This is a genomic window from Streptomyces sp. NPDC014870, assembly GCF_043081505.1.
In the GTDB taxonomy this organism is placed as follows: Bacteria; Actinomycetota; Actinomycetes; order Streptomycetales; family Streptomycetaceae; genus Streptomyces.
In genome coordinates this window covers 1-17642 of record NZ_JBIBWQ010000005.1, presented here as the reverse complement: position 1 = coordinate 17642, position 17642 = coordinate 1, and the positions used below count along the sequence as shown (strand labels likewise).

Below are 17642 nucleotides of genomic sequence, written 5' to 3'. Positions count from 1 at the left end.
CCTATACGCCGTCGAGCCCCGACTTGGCGATCGGTGCGAACTGGGAGTTGATGTCGATCTCATTGCCCAGGACGTAGTTGTTCGCGCCCCTCAGCGCGAACTTCTCCGCGGAGAGCCGTCCCATCAGGACCTTCACCTGCTGGTCCCAGGTCTCCTGCACTTTCTTCAGGCCCGCGGCCGTGTCCCACCCGTCGAATGCCTTGATCGCATTGTTCGACGCCTCATCGGCCCAGTCGGTGGCGTTCTTGGTCTTCCCCTCCAACTCGTTCTCGATCGTGTTCGCTGCGGCCTTCTTCTCCCCGGGCGTCGACGCGAAGGTCCCCGTCTCACCACCCGTCGGCCCCGACCTGTCGGCGGGCAGCTGATTCAGTTGCATGCTCGTCGTCTGACGTTCCGCCGCCTGCGAACGCAGCGCGTCCCATTCCTCGTCGAACCCCATACCGACCTCCCCGTTCCTGGCCCGTGCAGGGCCACACCTGTGATGAGCGCCGTGCCCGAGAACTGGCGCGACCGCCCCGCCTTACGTGGCCTGCCTGCGGAACTCGTCCATGGACATCGTGTCGGCGTCCGAAGGCAGCGTGATCGAGAACTTCTCCCCGAAGGAGTCGTACTCCGTGGTGCTGAACACCCCGTTCCGGCCCGACACCAGCTGTACGAGACGCGACGTGTCGGACTCGATGTAGTACGTGTCCCGCGCGGTGCCCACCGAGACGGAGAAGGCGCGGGTCAGCTTGCCCTGCGACGTGCGGTCCTCCTCCGGTGCGTGCTCCGCCGCCTTGGGGATCTGGAAGTACGTCTCGCAGCCCCCGTCCGTCTCCGAGGTCACGAACACGGCGGCCAGCTCGTCGGGCACCGTGATCGACTGCCCCTTCTCCTTCAACCCCTTGGCGAGGAGAGTCGCATGGGTGTACGTCTTGCCGTCCTTGCAGAACATCTCGCCGGAGCCGCCGGTCCACGACGCCTTCAGCCGGAACCCCTCATCGGGATCCCACCAGGCCTCCTGCGTACCGTCGTTGAACGCCGTAGTGGTCCCGGAGGAGTGGAACGACGTCGAGCGAAGCTCGTCGTTCGCCTTCTCCACCGACCCGTCCTCCGCACCGCAACCGACCAGCGTCAGGGCCGCCAACGCGATCGCCGCGGCCGAACGGACGCCCGGCGCCATGCGCCTACGGACTGTCATGCGAGGTTCTCCCTTGTCGGTTGTGCGGAGGGCGGAGAAGCGAAGGCCGCCGGGCCCCCGGTCACCGAGATGTTTGCACTTCTGAAGTGCTCACGTCCAACATCGTTGTCGCAGCCCCGCCCCCGAGAGCGAGCCACGAGCCGGACCGGACGGGCCGCCCGTCACCTCTCCGCCAACCGCCCCGTCTGCACCAGCGCCGACCCGCCCCGCCGCCCCACGAAGTAGCCCCGCCCCGGCGGCATCGGCCGCGGGCGGGCGCTGCCGAGCAGGTCGCCCTCCTGCGGGTCGCCGGAGAGGACCACGCCCTGCGCGCCCAGCTCCTTGATGCGCTGCATGAACGGCTCGTACATCGAGCGCGAGGCACCGGCGCTGTTGCGCGCGATGATGAAGCGGACGCCGGTGTCCCGGGCGAACGGCAGGTACTCGGCGAGCGCGGCCAGCGGGTTGCCGGCGCTCGTGGCCACCAGGTCGTAGTCGTCGACGATGATGAAGACCTGCGGCCCCGACCACCAGCTGCGGTCCCGCAGTTGCTGCGGGGTCACGTCCTGCGGCGGCTGGCGCCGCGCGAAGACGCCGGCCAGCGCCTCCATGTGCATCTGCATCGAGCTCGCCATCGGCGCGTACTCCAGCAGGTGCTCCTCCGGCAGGCTGCCGAGCAGCGCCCGCCGGTAGTCGCCCACGACGAGCTTCGCCTCGTCGGGGGAGTACCGCTCCGCGATCTGCTTGGCCAACAGCCGCAGCAGGTTCGTCTTGCCGGACTCGCTCTCGCCGAAGATCAGGAAGAACGGGTCGGTGTCGAAGTTGACGAAGACGGGCTCCAGGCGCGTCTCGTCGATGCCGAACGCGATGCCGTGCTGCGGGAACTCGAAGCCCTTCGGCAGCTGGTCGGCCGGCAGCTTGTGCGGCAGCAGCCGGACCGCCGGCGCCACCGGACCCGTCCAGGAGCCCCGTACGGCCGCGACGAAGGCCTCCGTGCCGACCGAGAGGTCGTCCGAGGAGCCCGAGCCGTCGATCCGCGGCAGCGCGGTCATGAAGTGGAGCTTCTCCGGCACCTGACCGCGGCCGGGGACGCCCGTCGGGACGTTCGCCGCCACCTTCCGGTCGAACTCCGAGTCCATCACGTCACCGAGGCGCAGCTCAAGACGGCTCAGCATCTGGTCCTTGACCGCCGCACGGACCTCCATGTACCGGGCGGCCGTGATGACGACGTGGATGCCGTAGCCGAGACCGCGCGCCGCGATGTCGGAGACGATCCCCTCCAGCATGTCGTACTCGTTGCGGAAACCGCCCCAGCCGTCGATGACCAGGAACACGTCGCCCCAGGGCTCTCCCGGCAGTTCACCCGCGACCCGCTTGCGCCGGTAGGTGGCGATCGAGTCGATGGAGTGCGCGCGGAAGAACTCCTCGCGCCGGTTCAGTACGCCGAGGACCTCCGCGACCGTACGCCGTACCCGCTCGGGGTCGAGCCGGGACGCCACCCCGCCGACGTGCGGCAGTTCGGCCAGCGACGCCAGACCGCCACCACCGAAGTCGAGGGCGTAGAACTGCACCTCGGCCGGGGTGTGGGTGAGCGCGAACGACGAGATCAGCGTCCGCATCAACGTCGACTTGCCCGACTGCGGACCGCCGACCACCATCATGTGGCCCGCCGCGCCGGAGAAGTCCCGGTACAGCACCTCGCGCCGCTGCTCGAAGGGCTTGTCGATCAGGCCGAGCGGCACCGTCAGACCGCCGGGACGGGTGTACTCCGTCGCCGTCAGACCGCGGTGCGCGGTCGGCGCGAGCCCCGGAAGCAGCTGGTCCAGCGAGGGCGCCTGGTCGAGCGGCGGCAGCCACACCTGGTGCGCGGGCACGCCCTGCCCCTCCAGACGGCGCACGATCACGTCGAGGACGGTGTCCGCGAGCGCGTCGTCCTCCTCCTCGCGCCGCGCCGCCAGGTACGCGGGGTCCGGCGCCGCGTAGACCACCGGCACCGGCGTCGCCGTGAAGACCGCCGGGCGCCGCTCGATCGGCAGCGCCCCCGCCTCCAGCCGCGGCCCGCCCGTCCGGTACGTCCCCGAGACGTACGCGGCCTTGAACCGGGTCATCTCGTCCGTACCGAACTTCAGATAGCCCGAACCCGGCACCGACGGCAGGTGGTACGCGTCCGGCACGCCGATCGCCGTACGTGACTCGGCCGCCGAGAACGTCCGCAGACCGATCCGGTACGAGAGGTACGTGTCCAGGCCCCGGAGCTTGCCCTCCTCCAGGCGCTGCGAGGCCAGCAGCAGATGCACGCCCAGCGAACGGCCGATCCGGCCGATCTGGATGAACATGTCGATGAAGTCCGGCTTCGCCGTCAGCAGTTCGGAGAACTCGTCGATGACCAGGACCAGCGAGGCCAGCGGCTCCAGCGGCGCACCGGCCGCCCGCGCCTTCTCGTAGTCGTGGATGTTGGCGTAGTTGCCCGCGGAGCGCAGCAGCTCCTGACGGCGCTGCAGCTCGCCGCGGATCGCGTCGCCCATGCGGTCGACGAGCGTGAGGTCGTCGGCCAGGTTGGTGATCACGGCCGCCACGTGCGGCATCTGGGACATGCCCGCGAACGTCGCACCGCCCTTGAAGTCCGCGAGGACGAAGTTCAGCGTCTCCGACGAGTGCGTCACCGCGAGACCGAGCACGAGCGTGCGCAGCAGCTCCGACTTGCCGGAACCGGTCGCGCCCACGCACAGACCGTGCGGCCCCATGCCCTCCTGCGCCGCCTCCTTCAGGTCGAGCATGATCGGCTGGCCGTCCTCGCCGACCCCGATCGGCACCCGCAGCCGCTCGGCCACCGACCGCGGCCGCCAGGTCCGCGCCACGTCCACCGACGCCGCGTCGCCGAGGTTCAGCAGATCCGTGAAGTCCAGGTTGGCGAGCAGCGGTTCGTCGTCGTCGCCGCCCCCCATCCGCAGCGGGGCCAGCTGGCGCGCCAGCGCCTCGGCGGCCGCCGGCGACATCCCGTCCGGCACCCCCTCGTACGCGAAGCCGCCGCCCGACTCCAGGCGCAGCCGCCCGGGCCGCACGATCACCGAGAGCCCGCCGCGCGGCTCGTCCAGCTCACCGTGGACGACCTCGACGATGGTCACGCCCTGCAGGCCCTCCGGCGCGGCCAGGAGCGAGTCCGGCGGCACCATCCCGCCGTCGAGGACCACGACCATGTGCGGCTGGTCCAGGACCGGCTGGCTGTCCCGGCTGAACCGGGGCCGCCCGTCGAGCCGCGAGCGGACCAGCGACTCGAGCTCACCGAGGTCGTCGCCGAAGAGCCGTCGCGTGCCCGCCCCGTCGACCTGGCCCGGAAGCTGCGTGTGCGGCAGCCACTTCGTCCAGTCCCAGCGCTCCTGCGCACCCCGCGCCGCCACCACCGCGAGCATCAGGTCGTCGGGGGAGTGCAGCGTCACCAGCTGGGAGACCAGGGCGCGCGCCGCGGCCTGGGCCGCCTCCGGCTCACCGGAGACCGTCACGTGGTAGAACGCCCGCATCGAGACCGCCATCGGCAGCCCGTCCAACGAGCCGTGCACGGCCAGGAACTGCTGCATCGCGCCCGCGCACAGCGGCTCCAGCTCGTCCACCGGCGCGGTGTCCGGCGCGGCCAGCGGCGTCGCCAACTGCTGGGCGCCGAGCCCGATCCGTACCTGCGCGAAGTCGCTGTCGCCCACCCGGCGCTCCCACAACCGCGAGCCCTCGGCCACCACGGACCACAGCTGCTCGGGCGAGGGGTGCAGATAGAGCTGGGCGTCCCGCTGCCTGCGCGCCGTGCGCCGGACCGTACGCCGGGTCTGCGCGAGGTATTTGAGGTAGTCGCGCCGGACATCCGCCATTTGCCCCTGCGTACCCCTGCGGAACCGCACGAGCTGCGCGATGACCATGCCGACCGTCGAGACGAGCATCAGGATGCCCATGATCCGCATGAACGGATGGGCTCCAGGCATGAAGAAGAAGACCACCGACGAACCCATGCCGAGCATCGGCAGGAGCTGCATCAGCATGCCCTCCTGCTGCCCTCGGGGAAGCTCCGGAGGAGCCTCCAGGACCAGTTCCTCACTGGGTACTTCCGGAGGAAGGGACCTCGGCGGGCGTTTGACGACGATCTGGCTCACCGGCGCATCAATCCCTCGTTACGGGCGGACTTCGCGCGGGAGTTCCGCACCGGCGCCCCCGAGCGACGGCCTCCCCCACGAGACCGCGATCCTACTTGCAGGCACTCGGGTCCCTCCCCGGTAGGGTGGCGCGCGCACCGTGCGCAACCGCGAATCAGGGGGTTCAGAGACGTGAGTACGACCGTAGGGACCGGCTTCTGCCGCGTCACCGTCGTGGCGCCGGACAGCCGTATCGACGTCGCACTCCCCGAGGACATCGCCGTCGCCGACGTCTACCCGGAGATCCTGCGGCTCACCGGCCAGACCCAGGCGGCCGGCACCCCGACCGGCTACCACCTGGTCCGCCGCGACGGCACCGTCCTCGACGGCGCCCGCACGCTCGTCGCCCAGCGGGTCCTCGACGGCGAGGTCCTCTCGCTGCGCCCGTTCGCCCAGTCGCTGCCGCCCGCCGTCTTCGACGACGTCTCCGACGCCGTCGCCTCGGCCGTCACCCGCGACCGCCACCTGTGGAGCGACGACCTGCTGCGCGGCGCCGGCCTCGTCGGCGGTGTGCTCCTGCTCGTCCTGATGGGCTTCGTGCTGTGGTTCGCCGACCCGGTCCGGCACGACATGCACAGCCTCCCCGGCGTGGTCGCCGGCGCCGTGGGCGTCCTGCTCACCGCCTTCGCCGGGGTCCGCGCCCGGGTCTACGCCGACCGGGCCACCGCCATCGCCCTCGGGCTCGGCGCGCTGCCGCTGCTGCTCATCGCCGGCTCCGGCATCGTCGGCCCCGACGCCGGCCAGGGCCCCGGGCGCCTGCAGTTCCTGCTCGGCTGCGTGACGGTCCTGGTCGCCTCCGTCACCCTCGTCGCCCTCACTCCCAGCGGCGACGCCCCCTTCGTGGCGGCCACCTTCCTGGCGACCGTCGGCACCGTCGCCACCTTCCTGGCGATCGTCACCGAGGCCTCCGCCACCGGGACCGCCGCCGTCTGCGCCCCTGTCGCCGTCGGCCTGGTCGCCTTCCTGCCCGGCCTCTCGGCCCGCTTCGCCCGGCTGCCCATCGGCTACGCCTCCCCGCGCAGCGCCGCCGACGACGACTTCCTCGCCGAGCCCGGCCGCGGCGCGGAGGAGGCCCAGGCGGTCGACGGCGAGCGGATCGCGCTGCAGGCCCGCCGCGGCCACGAGATGCTCCTCGGCCTCGTCGGCGGCTGCGCGGCCGTCGTCGTCGGCTCCGCCGCCGTCCTCGGCTTCGCCGGGAACGTCTGGGGCCAGCTCCTCGCCCTCGCCGCGGGCCTGGCGATGCTGCTGCGCGCCCGGCTCTTCCGTTACACCTCCCAGGTCGCCTGCGCCCTGGTCGCCGGTATCGCCGCCATCGCGCTCCTCGTCCTCGGCCTCTCCCTGAACCCGCCGGCCGACCTGGTGAAGGACCTGCTGATCCACGGCGACCGCGGCGGCCTGGACATCCGTACGATCTGGCTCACCGCGGCCGTCGCCGCGGGCGCCGCCCTGGTCACCGCCATCGGGCTGATCATCCCCAGGAAGGGGCTCTCCCCCTTCTGGGGGCGCCTGCTCGACCTGACCGAGGGCGTCGTCCTGCTCTCCCTCGTCCCGCTCTGCCTCGCGGTCCTGGACGTCTTCATGGCGGCCCGCTCCCTGACCAGCAAGTAGACGGGCCCCGCCGGGTCACCCACCCAGGCCCCCGGCCGGGCCCCGGCCCGGCCCCACCTGGCCCCCTCCGCTCACCTGGTACGCTGTGTGACGGCCGTTTGTGTACGCGCACCCGGATTCTCTGGGAGCTGCGCTCATCGGACCTTCGCCTCCGAGTCACGGAAGCTCCCCTGAGACCAAGACCAGGGGCACTCGTGGGCGCACGAACACCAAGAGGAGTACCGAGTGTCTCTCGACGCCGCTACGAAGAAGCAGATTTTCGCCGAGTTCGGCCAGAAGGAGGGCGACACCGGCTCCCCCGAGGTCCAGGTCGCGATGCTCTCCCGCCGCATCTCGGACCTCACCGAGCACCTCAAGCAGCACAAGCACGACCACCACTCCCGTCGTGGTCTGCTGATCCTGGTCGGCCAGCGTCGCCGCCTGCTGCAGTACCTGGCCAAGAAGGACATCCAGCGCTTCCGTGCCCTGGTCGACCGCCTCGGCATCCGCCGCGGTGCGGCCGGCGGTGCGAAGTAAGTACGCCGTGAAGGGAGCGGTTCCCACTTTTAGGGGGCCGCTCCCTTTGCTGTACGTGCGCGATGTACCGACCGGCACTTAGTCTGGTCGCACAACGACACATCACGAGCGAGAAGCCGCCGGCACGCCGCCGGTCCTCGGTAGTGGCCCCCGGACCCCAAGAATCCCCGGGTGCTTCGATCGAAGACCGGCCCGCATCCGAAGGCGCGCTTCTCCTCCACCACCGTCCCCGGCCACACGGGCCGACGGACGAAAAGACGAACACGTAGGAGAAACCGCTAGTGGAGAACGAGACCCACTACGCCGAGGCCGTCATCGACAACGGCACCTTCGGCACCCGCACCATCCGCTTCGAGACGGGCCGCCTGGCCAAGCAGGCCGCCGGCTCCGCCGTCGCGTACCTGGACGACGACACGATGGTCCTCTCCGCGACCACCGCGTCGAAGAAGCCCAAGGACCAGCTCGACTTCTTCCCCCTCACGGTGGACGTCGAGGAGCGGATGTACGCGGCCGGCAAGATCCCCGGCTCCTTCTTCCGCCGGGAAGGCCGCCCCTCCGAGGACGCCGTCCTCACCTGCCGCCTGATCGACCGCCCGCTGCGCCCCTCCTTCAAGAAGGGCCTGCGCAACGAGATCCAGATCGTCGAGACGATCATGGCGCTCAACCCCGACCACCTCTACGACGTGGTCGCCATCAACGCCGCCTCCTGCTCCACGCAGCTGGCCGGCCTGCCCTTCTCCGGCCCGATCGGCGGCACCCGTGTCGCCCTGATCAACGGCCAGTGGGTCGCGTTCCCGACGCACACCGAGCTCGAGGACGCCGTCTTCGACATGGTCGTCGCCGGTCGCGTCCTGGAGGACGGCGACGTCGCGATCATGATGGTCGAGGCCGAGGCCACCGAGCGCACGATCGAGCTCGTCAAGGGCGGCGCCGAGGCGCCGACCGAGGAGGTCGTCGCCGCCGGTCTCGAGGCCGCGAAGCCCTTCATCAAGGTCCTCTGCAAGGCCCAGTCGGACCTCGCCGCCAAGGCCGCCAAGCCCACCGGCGAGTTCCCGGTCTACCTCGACTACCAGGACGACGTCCTGGAGGCGCTCACCGCCGCCGTCAAGAACGACCTCGCGCAGGCGCTCACCATCGCCGGCAAGCAGGAGCGCGAGACCGAGCTCGACCGCGTCAAGGAGCTCGCCGCCGAGAAGCTCCTCCCGGCCTTCGAGGGCCGCGAGAAGGAGATCTCCGGCGCCTACCGCGCGCTGACCAAGAAGCTGGTCCGCGAGCGGATCATCAAGGACAAGGTCCGCATCGACGGCCGCGGCATCACGGACATCCGTACGCTCGCCGCCGAGGTCGAGGCCATCCCGCGCGTGCACGGCTCGGCGCTGTTCGAGCGTGGCGAGACCCAGATCCTGGGCGTCACCACCCTCAACATGCTCCGCATGGAGCAGCAGCTGGACACCCTCTCCCCGGTGACCCGCAAGCGCTACATGCACAACTACAACTTCCCGCCGTACTCCGTCGGTGAGACCGGCCGCGTGGGCTCGCCCAAGCGCCGCGAGATCGGCCACGGCGCGCTCGCCGAGCGCGCCATCGTGCCGGTGCTGCCGACGCGCGAGGAGTTCCCCTACGCGATCCGCCAGGTGTCCGAGGCTCTCGGCTCCAACGGCTCGACGTCCATGGGCTCGGTCTGCGCCTCCACCATGTCGCTGCTGAACGCCGGTGTGCCGCTGAAGGCCCCCGTCGCCGGTATCGCCATGGGTCTGATCTCCGAGGAGATCGACGGCAAGACCCACTACGTCGCCCTCACCGACATCCTCGGTGCGGAGGACGCCTTCGGCGACATGGACTTCAAGGTCGCCGGTACGAAGACCTTCGTCACCGCGCTCCAGCTCGACACCAAGCTCGACGGCATCCCCGCCTCGGTCCTGGCCGCCGCGCTGAAGCAGGCCCGTGACGCGCGTCTGCACATCCTCGACGTGATGAACGAGGCGATCGACGTTCCGGACGAGATGTCCCCGAACGCGCCGCGCATCATCACCGTCAAGATCCCGGTGGACAAGATCGGCGAGGTCATCGGCCCCAAGGGCAAGATGATCAACCAGATCCAGGAGGACACCGGCGCCGACATCACGATCGAGGACGACGGCACCATCTACATCGGTGCCGCCGACGGCCCGGCCGCCGAGGCCGCCCGCGCCACGATCAACGGCATCGCCAACCCGACCATGCCGGAGGTCGGCGAGCGCTACCTGGGTACGGTCGTCAAGACCACCACCTTCGGTGCGTTCGTGTCCCTGCTCCCGGGCAAGGACGGCCTGCTGCACATCTCGCAGATCCGCAAGCTCGCCGGTGGCAAGCGCGTGGAGAACGTCGAGGACGTGCTCGCGGTCGGCTCCAAGGTCCAGGTCGAGATCGCCGAGATCGACCAGCGCGGCAAGCTCTCCCTGATCCCCGTGATCGCGGACGAGGACGCTGCCGCTGAGGACGCGAAGGACGACACCGACCAGTGACGTCCCGTAGTTCCGTGACGACGGCCCGCCCCTCTTCGGAGGGGCGGGCCGTCGCCCGTACCCAAACGCTTCTCCCGGGCAAGGACGGCATCGGCACGGTCCGCCGCACCACCCTCCCCGGCGGCCTGCGGATCGTCACCGAGACCCTGCCGTCCGTACGCTCCGCCACCTTCGGGATCTGGGCGCACGTCGGCTCCCGCGACGAGACGCCCACGCTCAACGGCGCCACGCACTACCTGGAGCACCTCCTCTTCAAGGGCACCAAGCGGCGCAGCGCCCTCGACATCTCCTCCGCGCTCGACGCGGTCGGCGGTGAGATGAACGCCTTCACCGCGAAGGAGTTCACCTGCTACTACGCGCGGGTCCTCGACACCGACCTGCCGCTGGCGATCGACGTGGTCTGCGACATGCTGACCGGCTCGCTGATCCTCGACGAGGACGTCGACGCCGAGCGCGGTGTCATCCTCGAAGAGATCGCGATGACCGAGGACGACCCGGGCGACGTCGTGCACGACCTGTTCGCGCACACCATGTTCGGCGACACCCCGCTGGGCCGCCCGGTCCTGGGCACCGTCGACACCATCAACGCCCTCGACCGCGGTCGGATCGCCCGCTTCTACAAGAAGCACTACGACCCGACCCACCTGGTCGTCGCCGCCGCGGGCAACATCGACCACGCCACCGTCGTACGCCAGGTCCGCCGCGCCTTCGAGAAGGCCGGCGCCCTGTCCCGCACGGACGCGGTCCCCGTCGCCCCCCGCGACGGCCGGCGCACGATCCGCACCGCGGGCGCCGTCGAGATCCTCGGCCGCAAGACCGAGCAGGCCCACGTGGTCCTCGGCATGCCGGGCCTGGCCCGCACCGACGACCGCCGCTGGGCGCTGGGCGTGCTGAACACGGCCCTCGGCGGCGGCATGTCCTCCCGCCTCTTCCAGGAGGTACGGGAGAAGCGCGGCCTCGCCTACAGCGTGTACTCGTACACCTCGGGCTTCGCCGACTGCGGCCTCTTCGGGGTGTACGCGGGCTGCCGCCCGAACCAGGTGCACGACGTCCTGAAGCTCTGCCGCGACGAGCTCGACAAGGTGGCCTCCGACGGGCTCACCGACGACGAGATCGCCCGCGCGATCGGCCAGCTCTCGGGCTCGACCGTCCTCGGCCTGGAGGACACCGGCGCGCTGATGAACCGCATCGGCAAGAGCGAGCTGTGCTGGGGTACGCAGATGTCGGTGGACGACATGCTCGCCCGGATCGCGTCCGTCACCCCGGACGAGGTCCGCGAGGTCGCCCGTGATGTGCTCGGACAGCGGCCCTCGCTGTCCGTCATAGGGCCGCTGAAGGACAAGCAGGCGGCACGCCTGCAGGAATCCGTCTCCTAGAGAGAGTTCACAAGAGCATGAGCAAGCTGCGCGTGGCGGTCCTCGGAGCCAAGGGCCGTATCGGTTCGGAGGCCGTGCGGGCCGTCGAGGCCGCCGAGGACATGGAACTGGTCGCGGCGCTCGGCCGCGGCGACAAGCTGGAGACGCTCGCCGAGGCGGGCGCCCAGGTCGTCGTCGAGCTGACCACCCCGGCCTCGGTGATGGAGAACCTCGACTACTGCGTGCGCCACGGCATGCACGCGGTCGTCGGCACCACCGGCTGGAACGAGGAGCGCCTCGCGCAGCTGAACACCTGGCTCGCCGCCTCTCCGGAGACCGGCGTCCTGATCGCCCCGAACTTCTCCATCGGCGCTGTGCTGACCATGAAGTTCGCCCAGATCGCGGCTCCGTACTTCGAGTCCGTCGAGGTCGTGGAGCTGCACCACCCGCACAAGGTCGACGCCCCCAGCGGCACCGCCACCCGGACCGCCCAGCTGATCGCCGCCGCCCGCCGCGAGGCCGGCCTCGGCGCCCAGCCGGACGCGACGGAGACGGCCCTGGACGGCGCCCGCGGCGCGGACGTCGACGGCGTCCGGGTCCACGCCGTCCGTCTCGCGGGTCTGCTGGCCCATCAGGAGGTGCTGCTCGGCGGCGAGGGCGAGACCCTGACGATCCGTCATGACTCGCTGCACCACTCCAGCTTCATGCCGGGCATCCTCCTGGGCGCCCGCCGCGTCGTCACCGCTCCGGGCCTCACCTTCGGCCTGGAACACTTCCTGGACCTGGGCTGACCGTCATGGGTGGAAAGATCACGTACGTCTTCCTCGCCACCGTCCTCGTCCTCGTCTTCGGCGTGGTGGCGATGGAGGGCGTACTGCTCATCCTGACCGGCGAACCGGCCGCCATGGGCATGGGAGCGGTCGCGTTCCTGCTGCCCTGCGTGGGCGGCTGGTTCCTCTGGAAGAACACCGCGTTCGCGCGGAACGCGCAGCGGCTCGCGCGCGAGCTGGAGGCCGAAGGCGGCCTGCCGGTCGACGAGTTGAAGCGCACGGCCGGTGGCCGGATCGACCGTGACTCGGCCGACGAGGTCTTCGCGAAGCGACGTGCCGAGACCGAGGACTCTCCCGAGGACTGGCGCTGCTGGTTCCGGCTCGCGGTCGCGTATCACGACGCCCGCGACACCCCGCGGGCCCGCAAGGCGATGCAGCGCGCGATCGCGCTGCACGCCGGCCGCCCGGTCAGCGCGTAGCCGGCACCGGGGCGACGCCGTACTCGGCGTTCCACGCCTCGACGGTGTCGGCCGCGCGGTCGAACGCCTCGACGCGGGAGAGGAAGTCGGCGTTGTGGTCGGTGAGCAGGTTGAGCTGCTCACCGCCCTGCCGCCCGAGCACCAGCGCCTGACCCTGCACCGTGCGGGGCAGCCCCAACCACCGCACCGGCTGCTGCGTCGTGCGCACATGCGTCACCCGGGCCCACGCCACGGTGGAGGTGGAGAAGAAGCCGACCCGGCGCACACCGTGCCGGCTGACCCAGGTGCCCACCCGCAGCATCCGCAGCGCGGAGCCGATGATGAGAGCGGCCAGGCCGAACGTGACGGCGGCGCCGCTCACCGCCCCGGCGGCGGTGATGATGACCGCGGCGAACAGCACGAACGACGCGACCAGCAGCGCGAGCGCCGAGGCGCCCACGCGCCACGGGCCGGGGCGGTAGGGCCGACGCCACTCGTCGTGGTCGTCGAACGGCAGCGCGACGTCGTCGGTGGCGTCAAAAGCGCGGTCGGCCGTCAGAAAGGGCAGGGGCACGACTGATCCTCACTCACAAGCACGCTCGAAGGGGCTGTGCCCGGTGAGGCTACCCAGGTGGTCTCGACCTGGCCACCTCAGGGGGGCCGAACTGCTCAGCGGCCGTCGGAGGCCTCGGACTGCTGCCGATGGCCGTCGGCTCCGCCGGACTGCATGGACGGCATCCCGAAGAGCAACGAGCCGACGAGACCGGCCACGACGGTCAGCCCGACCAGCGTACGGCCCACGACCTCGGAGACGGTGAGGCGCTCCCTCGGCGGCGGAGTGACGTTACTGCGGAAGCGGTCGGCCTCTGCGACGAACGCGAACGGGACAGCCTCTCGCCGGCCAAACATGGGGGCCACTCTCCTTGGGGTCGTGGTGCGCGGTGTCACAGTGAGAGACGAGCGAAGTCACCATTCGGTGCCCGATTTCCCCGAATTGGCCAAAGAAAGTCGTCCGGGTGGGTGGGGGAGCAGGCGACGGACTGCGCTGTCAGTGACTCCCCGTAGAGTGGGCGCCGCCCGAGCGACGCACTTCGGAAGGACCCGCCGGTGACCGACACCCCCTCAACAGACGCCGCAGACCTCAAGCCCAGCTTCCGCAGCGACGTCACCGTCGAACTGGTGAAGCACAGCGCCGCCGACTCGGACGTGCTGTGGGCGGCCCGCGTCTCCACCGCGGGGGAGCAGTCGCTCGACGAGCTGCAGAAGGACCCCGAGCGGTCCAAGGGGCTCATCAACTACCTGATGCGGGACCGCCACGGCAGCCCCTTCGAGCACAACTCGATGACCTTCTTCATCAGCGCCCCGATCTTCGTGTTCCGCGAGTTCATGCGGCACCGCGTCGGCTGGTCGTACAACGAGGAATCGGGTCGCTACAGGGAGCTGGAGCCGGTCTTCTACGTCCCCGACGCCTCCCGGAAGCTCGTCCAGGAGGGCCGCCCCGGCAAGTACGTCTTCGTCGAGGGCACCGAGGCCCAGCAGCAGCTGACCGGCCGCGTCATGGAGGACTCGTACGTCCAGGCGTACGAGGCGTACCAGGAGATGCTCGCCGCCGGTGTCGCCCGCGAGGTCGCCCGCTCGGTCCTGCCCGTCGGTCTTTTCTCCTCGATGTACGCCACGTGCAACGCACGCTCGCTGATGCACTTCCTCGGCCTGCGCACCCAGCACGAGCTGGCCAAGGTGCCGTCCTTCCCGCAGCGGGAGATCGAGATGGTCGGCGAGAAGATGGAGCAGCACTGGGCCGAGCTCATGCCGCTGACCCACGCCGCCTTCAACAAGAACGGCCGTGTGGCCCCATAAAGCACAGATGTACGACCTAGTCACGCGAAGTGTCCGTATTGCGACGTTTCACGAAGTTCATCTAGGCTGATCAAACGGACCCGGCACTGCTTGAACCCCCGAGCAGGCAGTGCCGGGCTCCCTTTCTCACGTCCCCCGAGGGGACACCGGGCGATGAGCAGCGAGTAGCGTGTTACCCATGGCTCCGATCTCCACTCCGCAGACCCCCTTCGGGCGGGTCCTCACCGCCATGGTCACGCCCTTCACGGCTGACGGCGCACTCGACCTCGACGGTGCCCAGCGACTCGCCGCCCATCTGGTGGACGCGGGCAACGACGGCCTCGTCATCAACGGCACCACCGGCGAGTCCCCGACCACCAGCGACGCGGAGAAATCGGAGCTGGTACGGGCGGTACTGGAGGCGGTCGGCGACCGCGCGCACGTCGTTGCCGGCATCGGCACCAACGACACCCACCACTCCATCGAGCTCGCCCGCACGGCCGAACGTGACGGCGCGCACGGCCTGCTCGCCGTCACGCCGTACTACAACAAGCCCCCGCAGGAGGGCCTGTACCGGCACTTCTCGGCCATCGCCGACGCCACCGAGCTCCCGGTGATGCTCTACGACATCCCCGGCCGCAGCGGCGTCCCGATCGACACCGAGACGATCGTCCGGCTTGCCGAGCACCCCCGGATCGTCGCCAACAAGGACGCCAAGGGCGACCTCGGCCGCGCCAGCTGGGCCATCGCCCGCTCGGGCCTCGCCTGGTACTCCGGCGACGACATGCTCAACCTGCCGCTGCTCTCCGTGGGCGCCTGCGGCTTCGTCTCCGTCGTCGGCCACGTGGTGACCCCGGAACTCCGCGCCCTCCTCGACGCCCACCTGAACGGTGAGGTCCAGAAGGCCACCGAGATCCACCAGCGGCTCCTGCCGATCTACACCGGCATGTTCCGCACCCAGGGCGTCATGACCACCAAGGCCGCCCTCGCCCTCCAGGGCCTCCCGGCCGGCCCCCTGCGGCTGCCTCTCGTGGAGCTCTCGGCGGACGAGACCGCCCAGCTCAAGATCGATCTCGCCGCCGGCGGGGTAGAGCTGTAACCACAGACTTCACAACTGAATATCCGATCGACCAACGATCGACTGACAACAGCAAGTGCACGAATGTCATGCGCGCCACGTGCCCAAGCGGTACGTGGCGTGTGTGGTGAGGAGAGTCTTTTGAGTCATCCGCATCCTGAACTCGGCGCCCCGCCGAAGCTGCCCAAGGGCGGCCTGCGCGTCATCCCGCTCGGCGGGCTCGGTGAGATCGGCCGCAACATGACGGTCTTCGAGTTCGACGGCCGTCTGCTCGTCGTCGACTGCGGCGTCCTCTTCCCCGAGGAGGAGCAGCCCGGCATCGACCTGATCCTGCCCGACTTCACCATCATCAAGGACCGCCTCGACCAGGTCGAGGGCATCGTGCTCACGCACGGCCACGAGGACCACATCGGCGCCGTCCCGTACCTGCTCCGGCTGAAGCCGGACATCCCGCTCATCGGCTCCAAGCTGACCCTCGCCCTCATCGAGGCGAAGCTCCAGGAGCACCGGATCCGCCCTTACACCCTCGAGGTGAAGGAAGGCGACCGGGAGGCGCTGGGCCCCTTCGACTGCGAGTTCGTCGCCGTCAACCACTCCATCCCCGACGCCCTCGCGGTCGCCATCCGCACCCCTGCGGGCATGGCCGTCGCGACCGGCGACTTCAAGATGGACCAGCTCCCGATGGACGGCCGGCTGACCGACCTGCACGCCTTCGCGCGGCTCAGCGAGGAGGGCATCGACCTCCTGCTGTCCGACTCGACGAACGCCGAGGTCCCGGGCTTCGTCCCGCCGGAGAAGGACATCTCCAACGTCCTGCGGAACGTCTTCGCCAACGCCCAGAAGCGCATCATCGTGGCCAGCTTCGCCAGCCACGTGCACCGCATCCAGCAGATCCTCGACGCGGCCCACGAATACGGCCGCCGCGTGGCCTTCGTCGGCCGCTCGATGGTCCGCAACATGGGCATCGCCCGCGACCTGGGCTACCTCCGCGTTCCGGCCGGCCTGGTCGTGGACGTGAAGACCCTGGACGACCTCCCTGACGACGAGGTCGTGCTGGTCTGCACGGGTTCCCAGGGCGAGCCGATGGCGGCCCTCTCCCGGATGGCCAACCGCGACCACCAGATCCGGATCGTCCAGGGCGACACCGTGATCCTGGCGTCCTCGCTCATCCCGGGCAACGAGAACGCGGTCTACCGCGTGATCAACGGCCTGACCCGCTGGGGCGCCAACGTCATCCACAAGGGCAACGCCAAGGTCCACGTCTCGGGCCACGCCTCGGCCGGCGAGCTGCTGTACTTCTACAACATCTGCCGCCCGAAGAACCTGATGCCGGTCCACGGCGAATGGCGCCACCTGCGTGCCAACGCCGAGCTCGGCGCGATGACGGGTATCCCCAAGGACCACATCGTCATCGCCGAGGACGGCGTCGTCGTCGACCTGGTGGACGGCAAGGCCAGGATCGTGGGCAAGGTCCAGGCGGGCTACGTCTACGTCGACGGCCTCTCGGTCGGCGACGTCACCGAGACCCACCTGAAGGACCGCCGCATCCTCGGCGAGGAGGGCATCATCTCGGTCTTCGTGGTGGTGGACTCCTCGACGGGCAAGATCGTGGGCGGCCCGAACGTGCACGCCCGCGGTTCCGGCATCGAGGACTCCGCGTTCGACGCGGTGATCCCGAAGGTCGAGCAGGCCCTGAACAAGTCGTTCCAGGACGGCGTGGTCGAGCCCCACCAGCTCCAGCAGCTGATCCGCCGCTCGATCGGCAAGTGGGTCTCCGACACCTACCGCCGGCGCCCGATGATCCTCCCGGTCGTCGTAGAGGTCTGAACGACCTCCTGACCAGCGCCAACTGAGAGCGGGGCACCTCGATTTGCATCGGGGCGCCCCGCTCCAGTACGTTTACGTCTCCGCCAGCAAGGGAAGCCCGGCACCTCTGTGTGCCCGATAGGCCGACCGGACGGGGCGGGAAATCCGACTCAGAACTTCTGATAAAGTCGGATCAACGCCGGAAAGCAGATCGGGAAAAACCGAGAAGCTGGAAAGCACCGAGGAAATCGGATCGGAAAGATCTGATAGAGTCGGAAACGTAAGACCGAAGGGAAAAGCCCGGAGGAAAGCCCGAGAGGGTGAGTACAAAGGAAGCGTCCGTTCCTTGAGAACTCAACAGCGTGCCAAAAATCAAC

General features: G+C 69.9%; 14 protein-coding genes. 9 read left to right on the top strand and 5 right to left on the bottom strand.

The genetic code is table 11. The annotated features are described in order from the left end of the window. Position 1: 1 nt before the first annotated feature. From ACF09C_RS15715 to eccCa, 3 genes are all read right to left on the bottom strand, one after another. Positions 2-439 carry a hypothetical protein gene (locus ACF09C_RS15715; RefSeq protein ID WP_392092029.1) on the bottom strand — a complete coding sequence of 146 codons (438 nt, stop codon included), beginning with the start codon at positions 437-439 and terminating at the stop codon, positions 2-4. Positions 440-520: 81 nt separating this feature from the next. Then, a complete protein-coding gene (locus tag ACF09C_RS15710; RefSeq protein WP_392092028.1) occupies positions 521-1180 on the bottom strand; it encodes a hypothetical protein in 660 nt (219 codons plus the stop codon). A gap of 161 nt (positions 1181-1341) precedes the next feature. Beyond that, a complete protein-coding gene (eccCa, locus tag ACF09C_RS15705; protein WP_392092027.1) occupies positions 1342-5295 on the bottom strand; it encodes a type VII secretion protein EccCa in 3954 nt (1317 codons plus the stop codon). Between the two features lie 171 nt (positions 5296-5466). Here eccCa and eccD point away from each other — a divergent pair, with 171 nt between their 5' ends. The 6 genes from eccD to ACF09C_RS15675 all read left to right on the top strand — a co-directional run bounded on the left by eccD (position 5467) and on the right by ACF09C_RS15675 (position 12566). Next, a complete protein-coding gene (gene eccD, locus ACF09C_RS15700) occupies positions 5467-6942 on the top strand; it encodes a type VII secretion integral membrane protein EccD (protein WP_392092026.1) in 1476 nt (491 codons plus the stop codon). A gap of 225 nt (positions 6943-7167) precedes the next feature. After that, complete coding sequence (rpsO, locus tag ACF09C_RS15695; protein ID WP_147979976.1) at positions 7168-7458, top strand: 30S ribosomal protein S15; 291 nt, start codon at positions 7168-7170, stop codon at positions 7456-7458. A 281-nt stretch (positions 7459-7739) separates the two neighbouring features. Continuing rightward, complete coding sequence (locus ACF09C_RS15690; RefSeq protein WP_392092025.1) at positions 7740-9962, top strand: polyribonucleotide nucleotidyltransferase; 2223 nt, start codon at positions 7740-7742, stop codon at positions 9960-9962. Next, complete coding sequence (locus ACF09C_RS15685) at positions 9959-11338, top strand: M16 family metallopeptidase (RefSeq protein ID WP_392092024.1); 1380 nt, start codon at positions 9959-9961, stop codon at positions 11336-11338. Before ACF09C_RS15690 ends, ACF09C_RS15685 begins: the two co-directional genes overlap by 4 nt. A 17-nt stretch (positions 11339-11355) precedes the next feature. Next, positions 11356-12108 (top strand): 4-hydroxy-tetrahydrodipicolinate reductase, encoded by a 753-nt coding sequence (gene dapB / locus ACF09C_RS15680; protein WP_392092023.1) that lies wholly within the window; start codon positions 11356-11358, stop codon positions 12106-12108. Between the two features lie 5 nt (positions 12109-12113). Then, positions 12114-12566: a hypothetical protein gene (locus ACF09C_RS15675; protein ID WP_392092022.1), complete on the top strand. Its 453-nt coding sequence runs from the start codon at positions 12114-12116 to the stop codon at positions 12564-12566. Here ACF09C_RS15675 and ACF09C_RS15670 read toward each other — a convergent pair. Next, complete coding sequence (locus ACF09C_RS15670) at positions 12556-13119, bottom strand: hypothetical protein (protein WP_392092021.1); 564 nt, start codon at positions 13117-13119, stop codon at positions 12556-12558. The two genes, ACF09C_RS15675 and ACF09C_RS15670, sit on opposite strands and share 11 nt — an antisense overlap. A 95-nt stretch (positions 13120-13214) precedes the next feature. Further along, positions 13215-13454, bottom strand: coding sequence for a hypothetical protein (locus ACF09C_RS15665; protein WP_362426828.1), 240 nt, complete (start codon positions 13452-13454; stop codon positions 13215-13217). 198 nt (positions 13455-13652) lie between these two features. Here ACF09C_RS15665 and thyX point away from each other — a divergent pair, with 198 nt between their 5' ends. The 3 genes from thyX to ACF09C_RS15650 all read left to right on the top strand — a co-directional run bounded on the left by thyX (position 13653) and on the right by ACF09C_RS15650 (position 17286). Continuing rightward, complete coding sequence (gene thyX / locus ACF09C_RS15660) at positions 13653-14402, top strand: FAD-dependent thymidylate synthase (RefSeq protein ID WP_392092020.1); 750 nt, start codon at positions 13653-13655, stop codon at positions 14400-14402. Between the two features lie 178 nt (positions 14403-14580). Further along, a complete protein-coding gene (dapA, locus tag ACF09C_RS15655) occupies positions 14581-15480 on the top strand; it encodes a 4-hydroxy-tetrahydrodipicolinate synthase (protein ID WP_392092019.1) in 900 nt (299 codons plus the stop codon). A gap of 120 nt (positions 15481-15600) precedes the next feature. Continuing rightward, the gene (locus tag ACF09C_RS15650) at positions 15601-17286 is read left to right on the top strand and encodes a ribonuclease J (protein ID WP_392092018.1); all 1686 of its coding nucleotides are present in this window, start codon (positions 15601-15603) and stop codon (positions 17284-17286) included. Positions 17287-17642 lie beyond the last annotated feature (356 nt).

Excerpts from the sequence above, each read along its gene's own strand:
- ACF09C_RS15710 (WP_392092028.1), bottom strand. The coding sequence starts at position 1,180 with ATGACAGTCCGTAGGCGCATGGCGCCGGGCGTCCGTTCGGCCGCGGCG.
- ACF09C_RS15675 (WP_392092022.1), top strand. The coding sequence starts at position 12,114 with ATGGGTGGAAAGATCACGTACGTCTTCCTCGCCACCGTCCTCGTCCTC.
- ACF09C_RS15715 (WP_392092029.1), bottom strand. The coding sequence starts at position 439 with ATGGGGTTCGACGAGGAATGGGACGCGCTGCGTTCGCAGGCGGCGGAA.
- dapA (WP_392092019.1), top strand. The coding sequence starts at position 14,581 with ATGGCTCCGATCTCCACTCCGCAGACCCCCTTCGGGCGGGTCCTCACC.
- dapB (WP_392092023.1), top strand. The coding sequence starts at position 11,356 with ATGAGCAAGCTGCGCGTGGCGGTCCTCGGAGCCAAGGGCCGTATCGGT.
- ACF09C_RS15665 (WP_362426828.1), bottom strand. The coding sequence starts at position 13,454 with ATGTTTGGCCGGCGAGAGGCTGTCCCGTTCGCGTTCGTCGCAGAGGCC.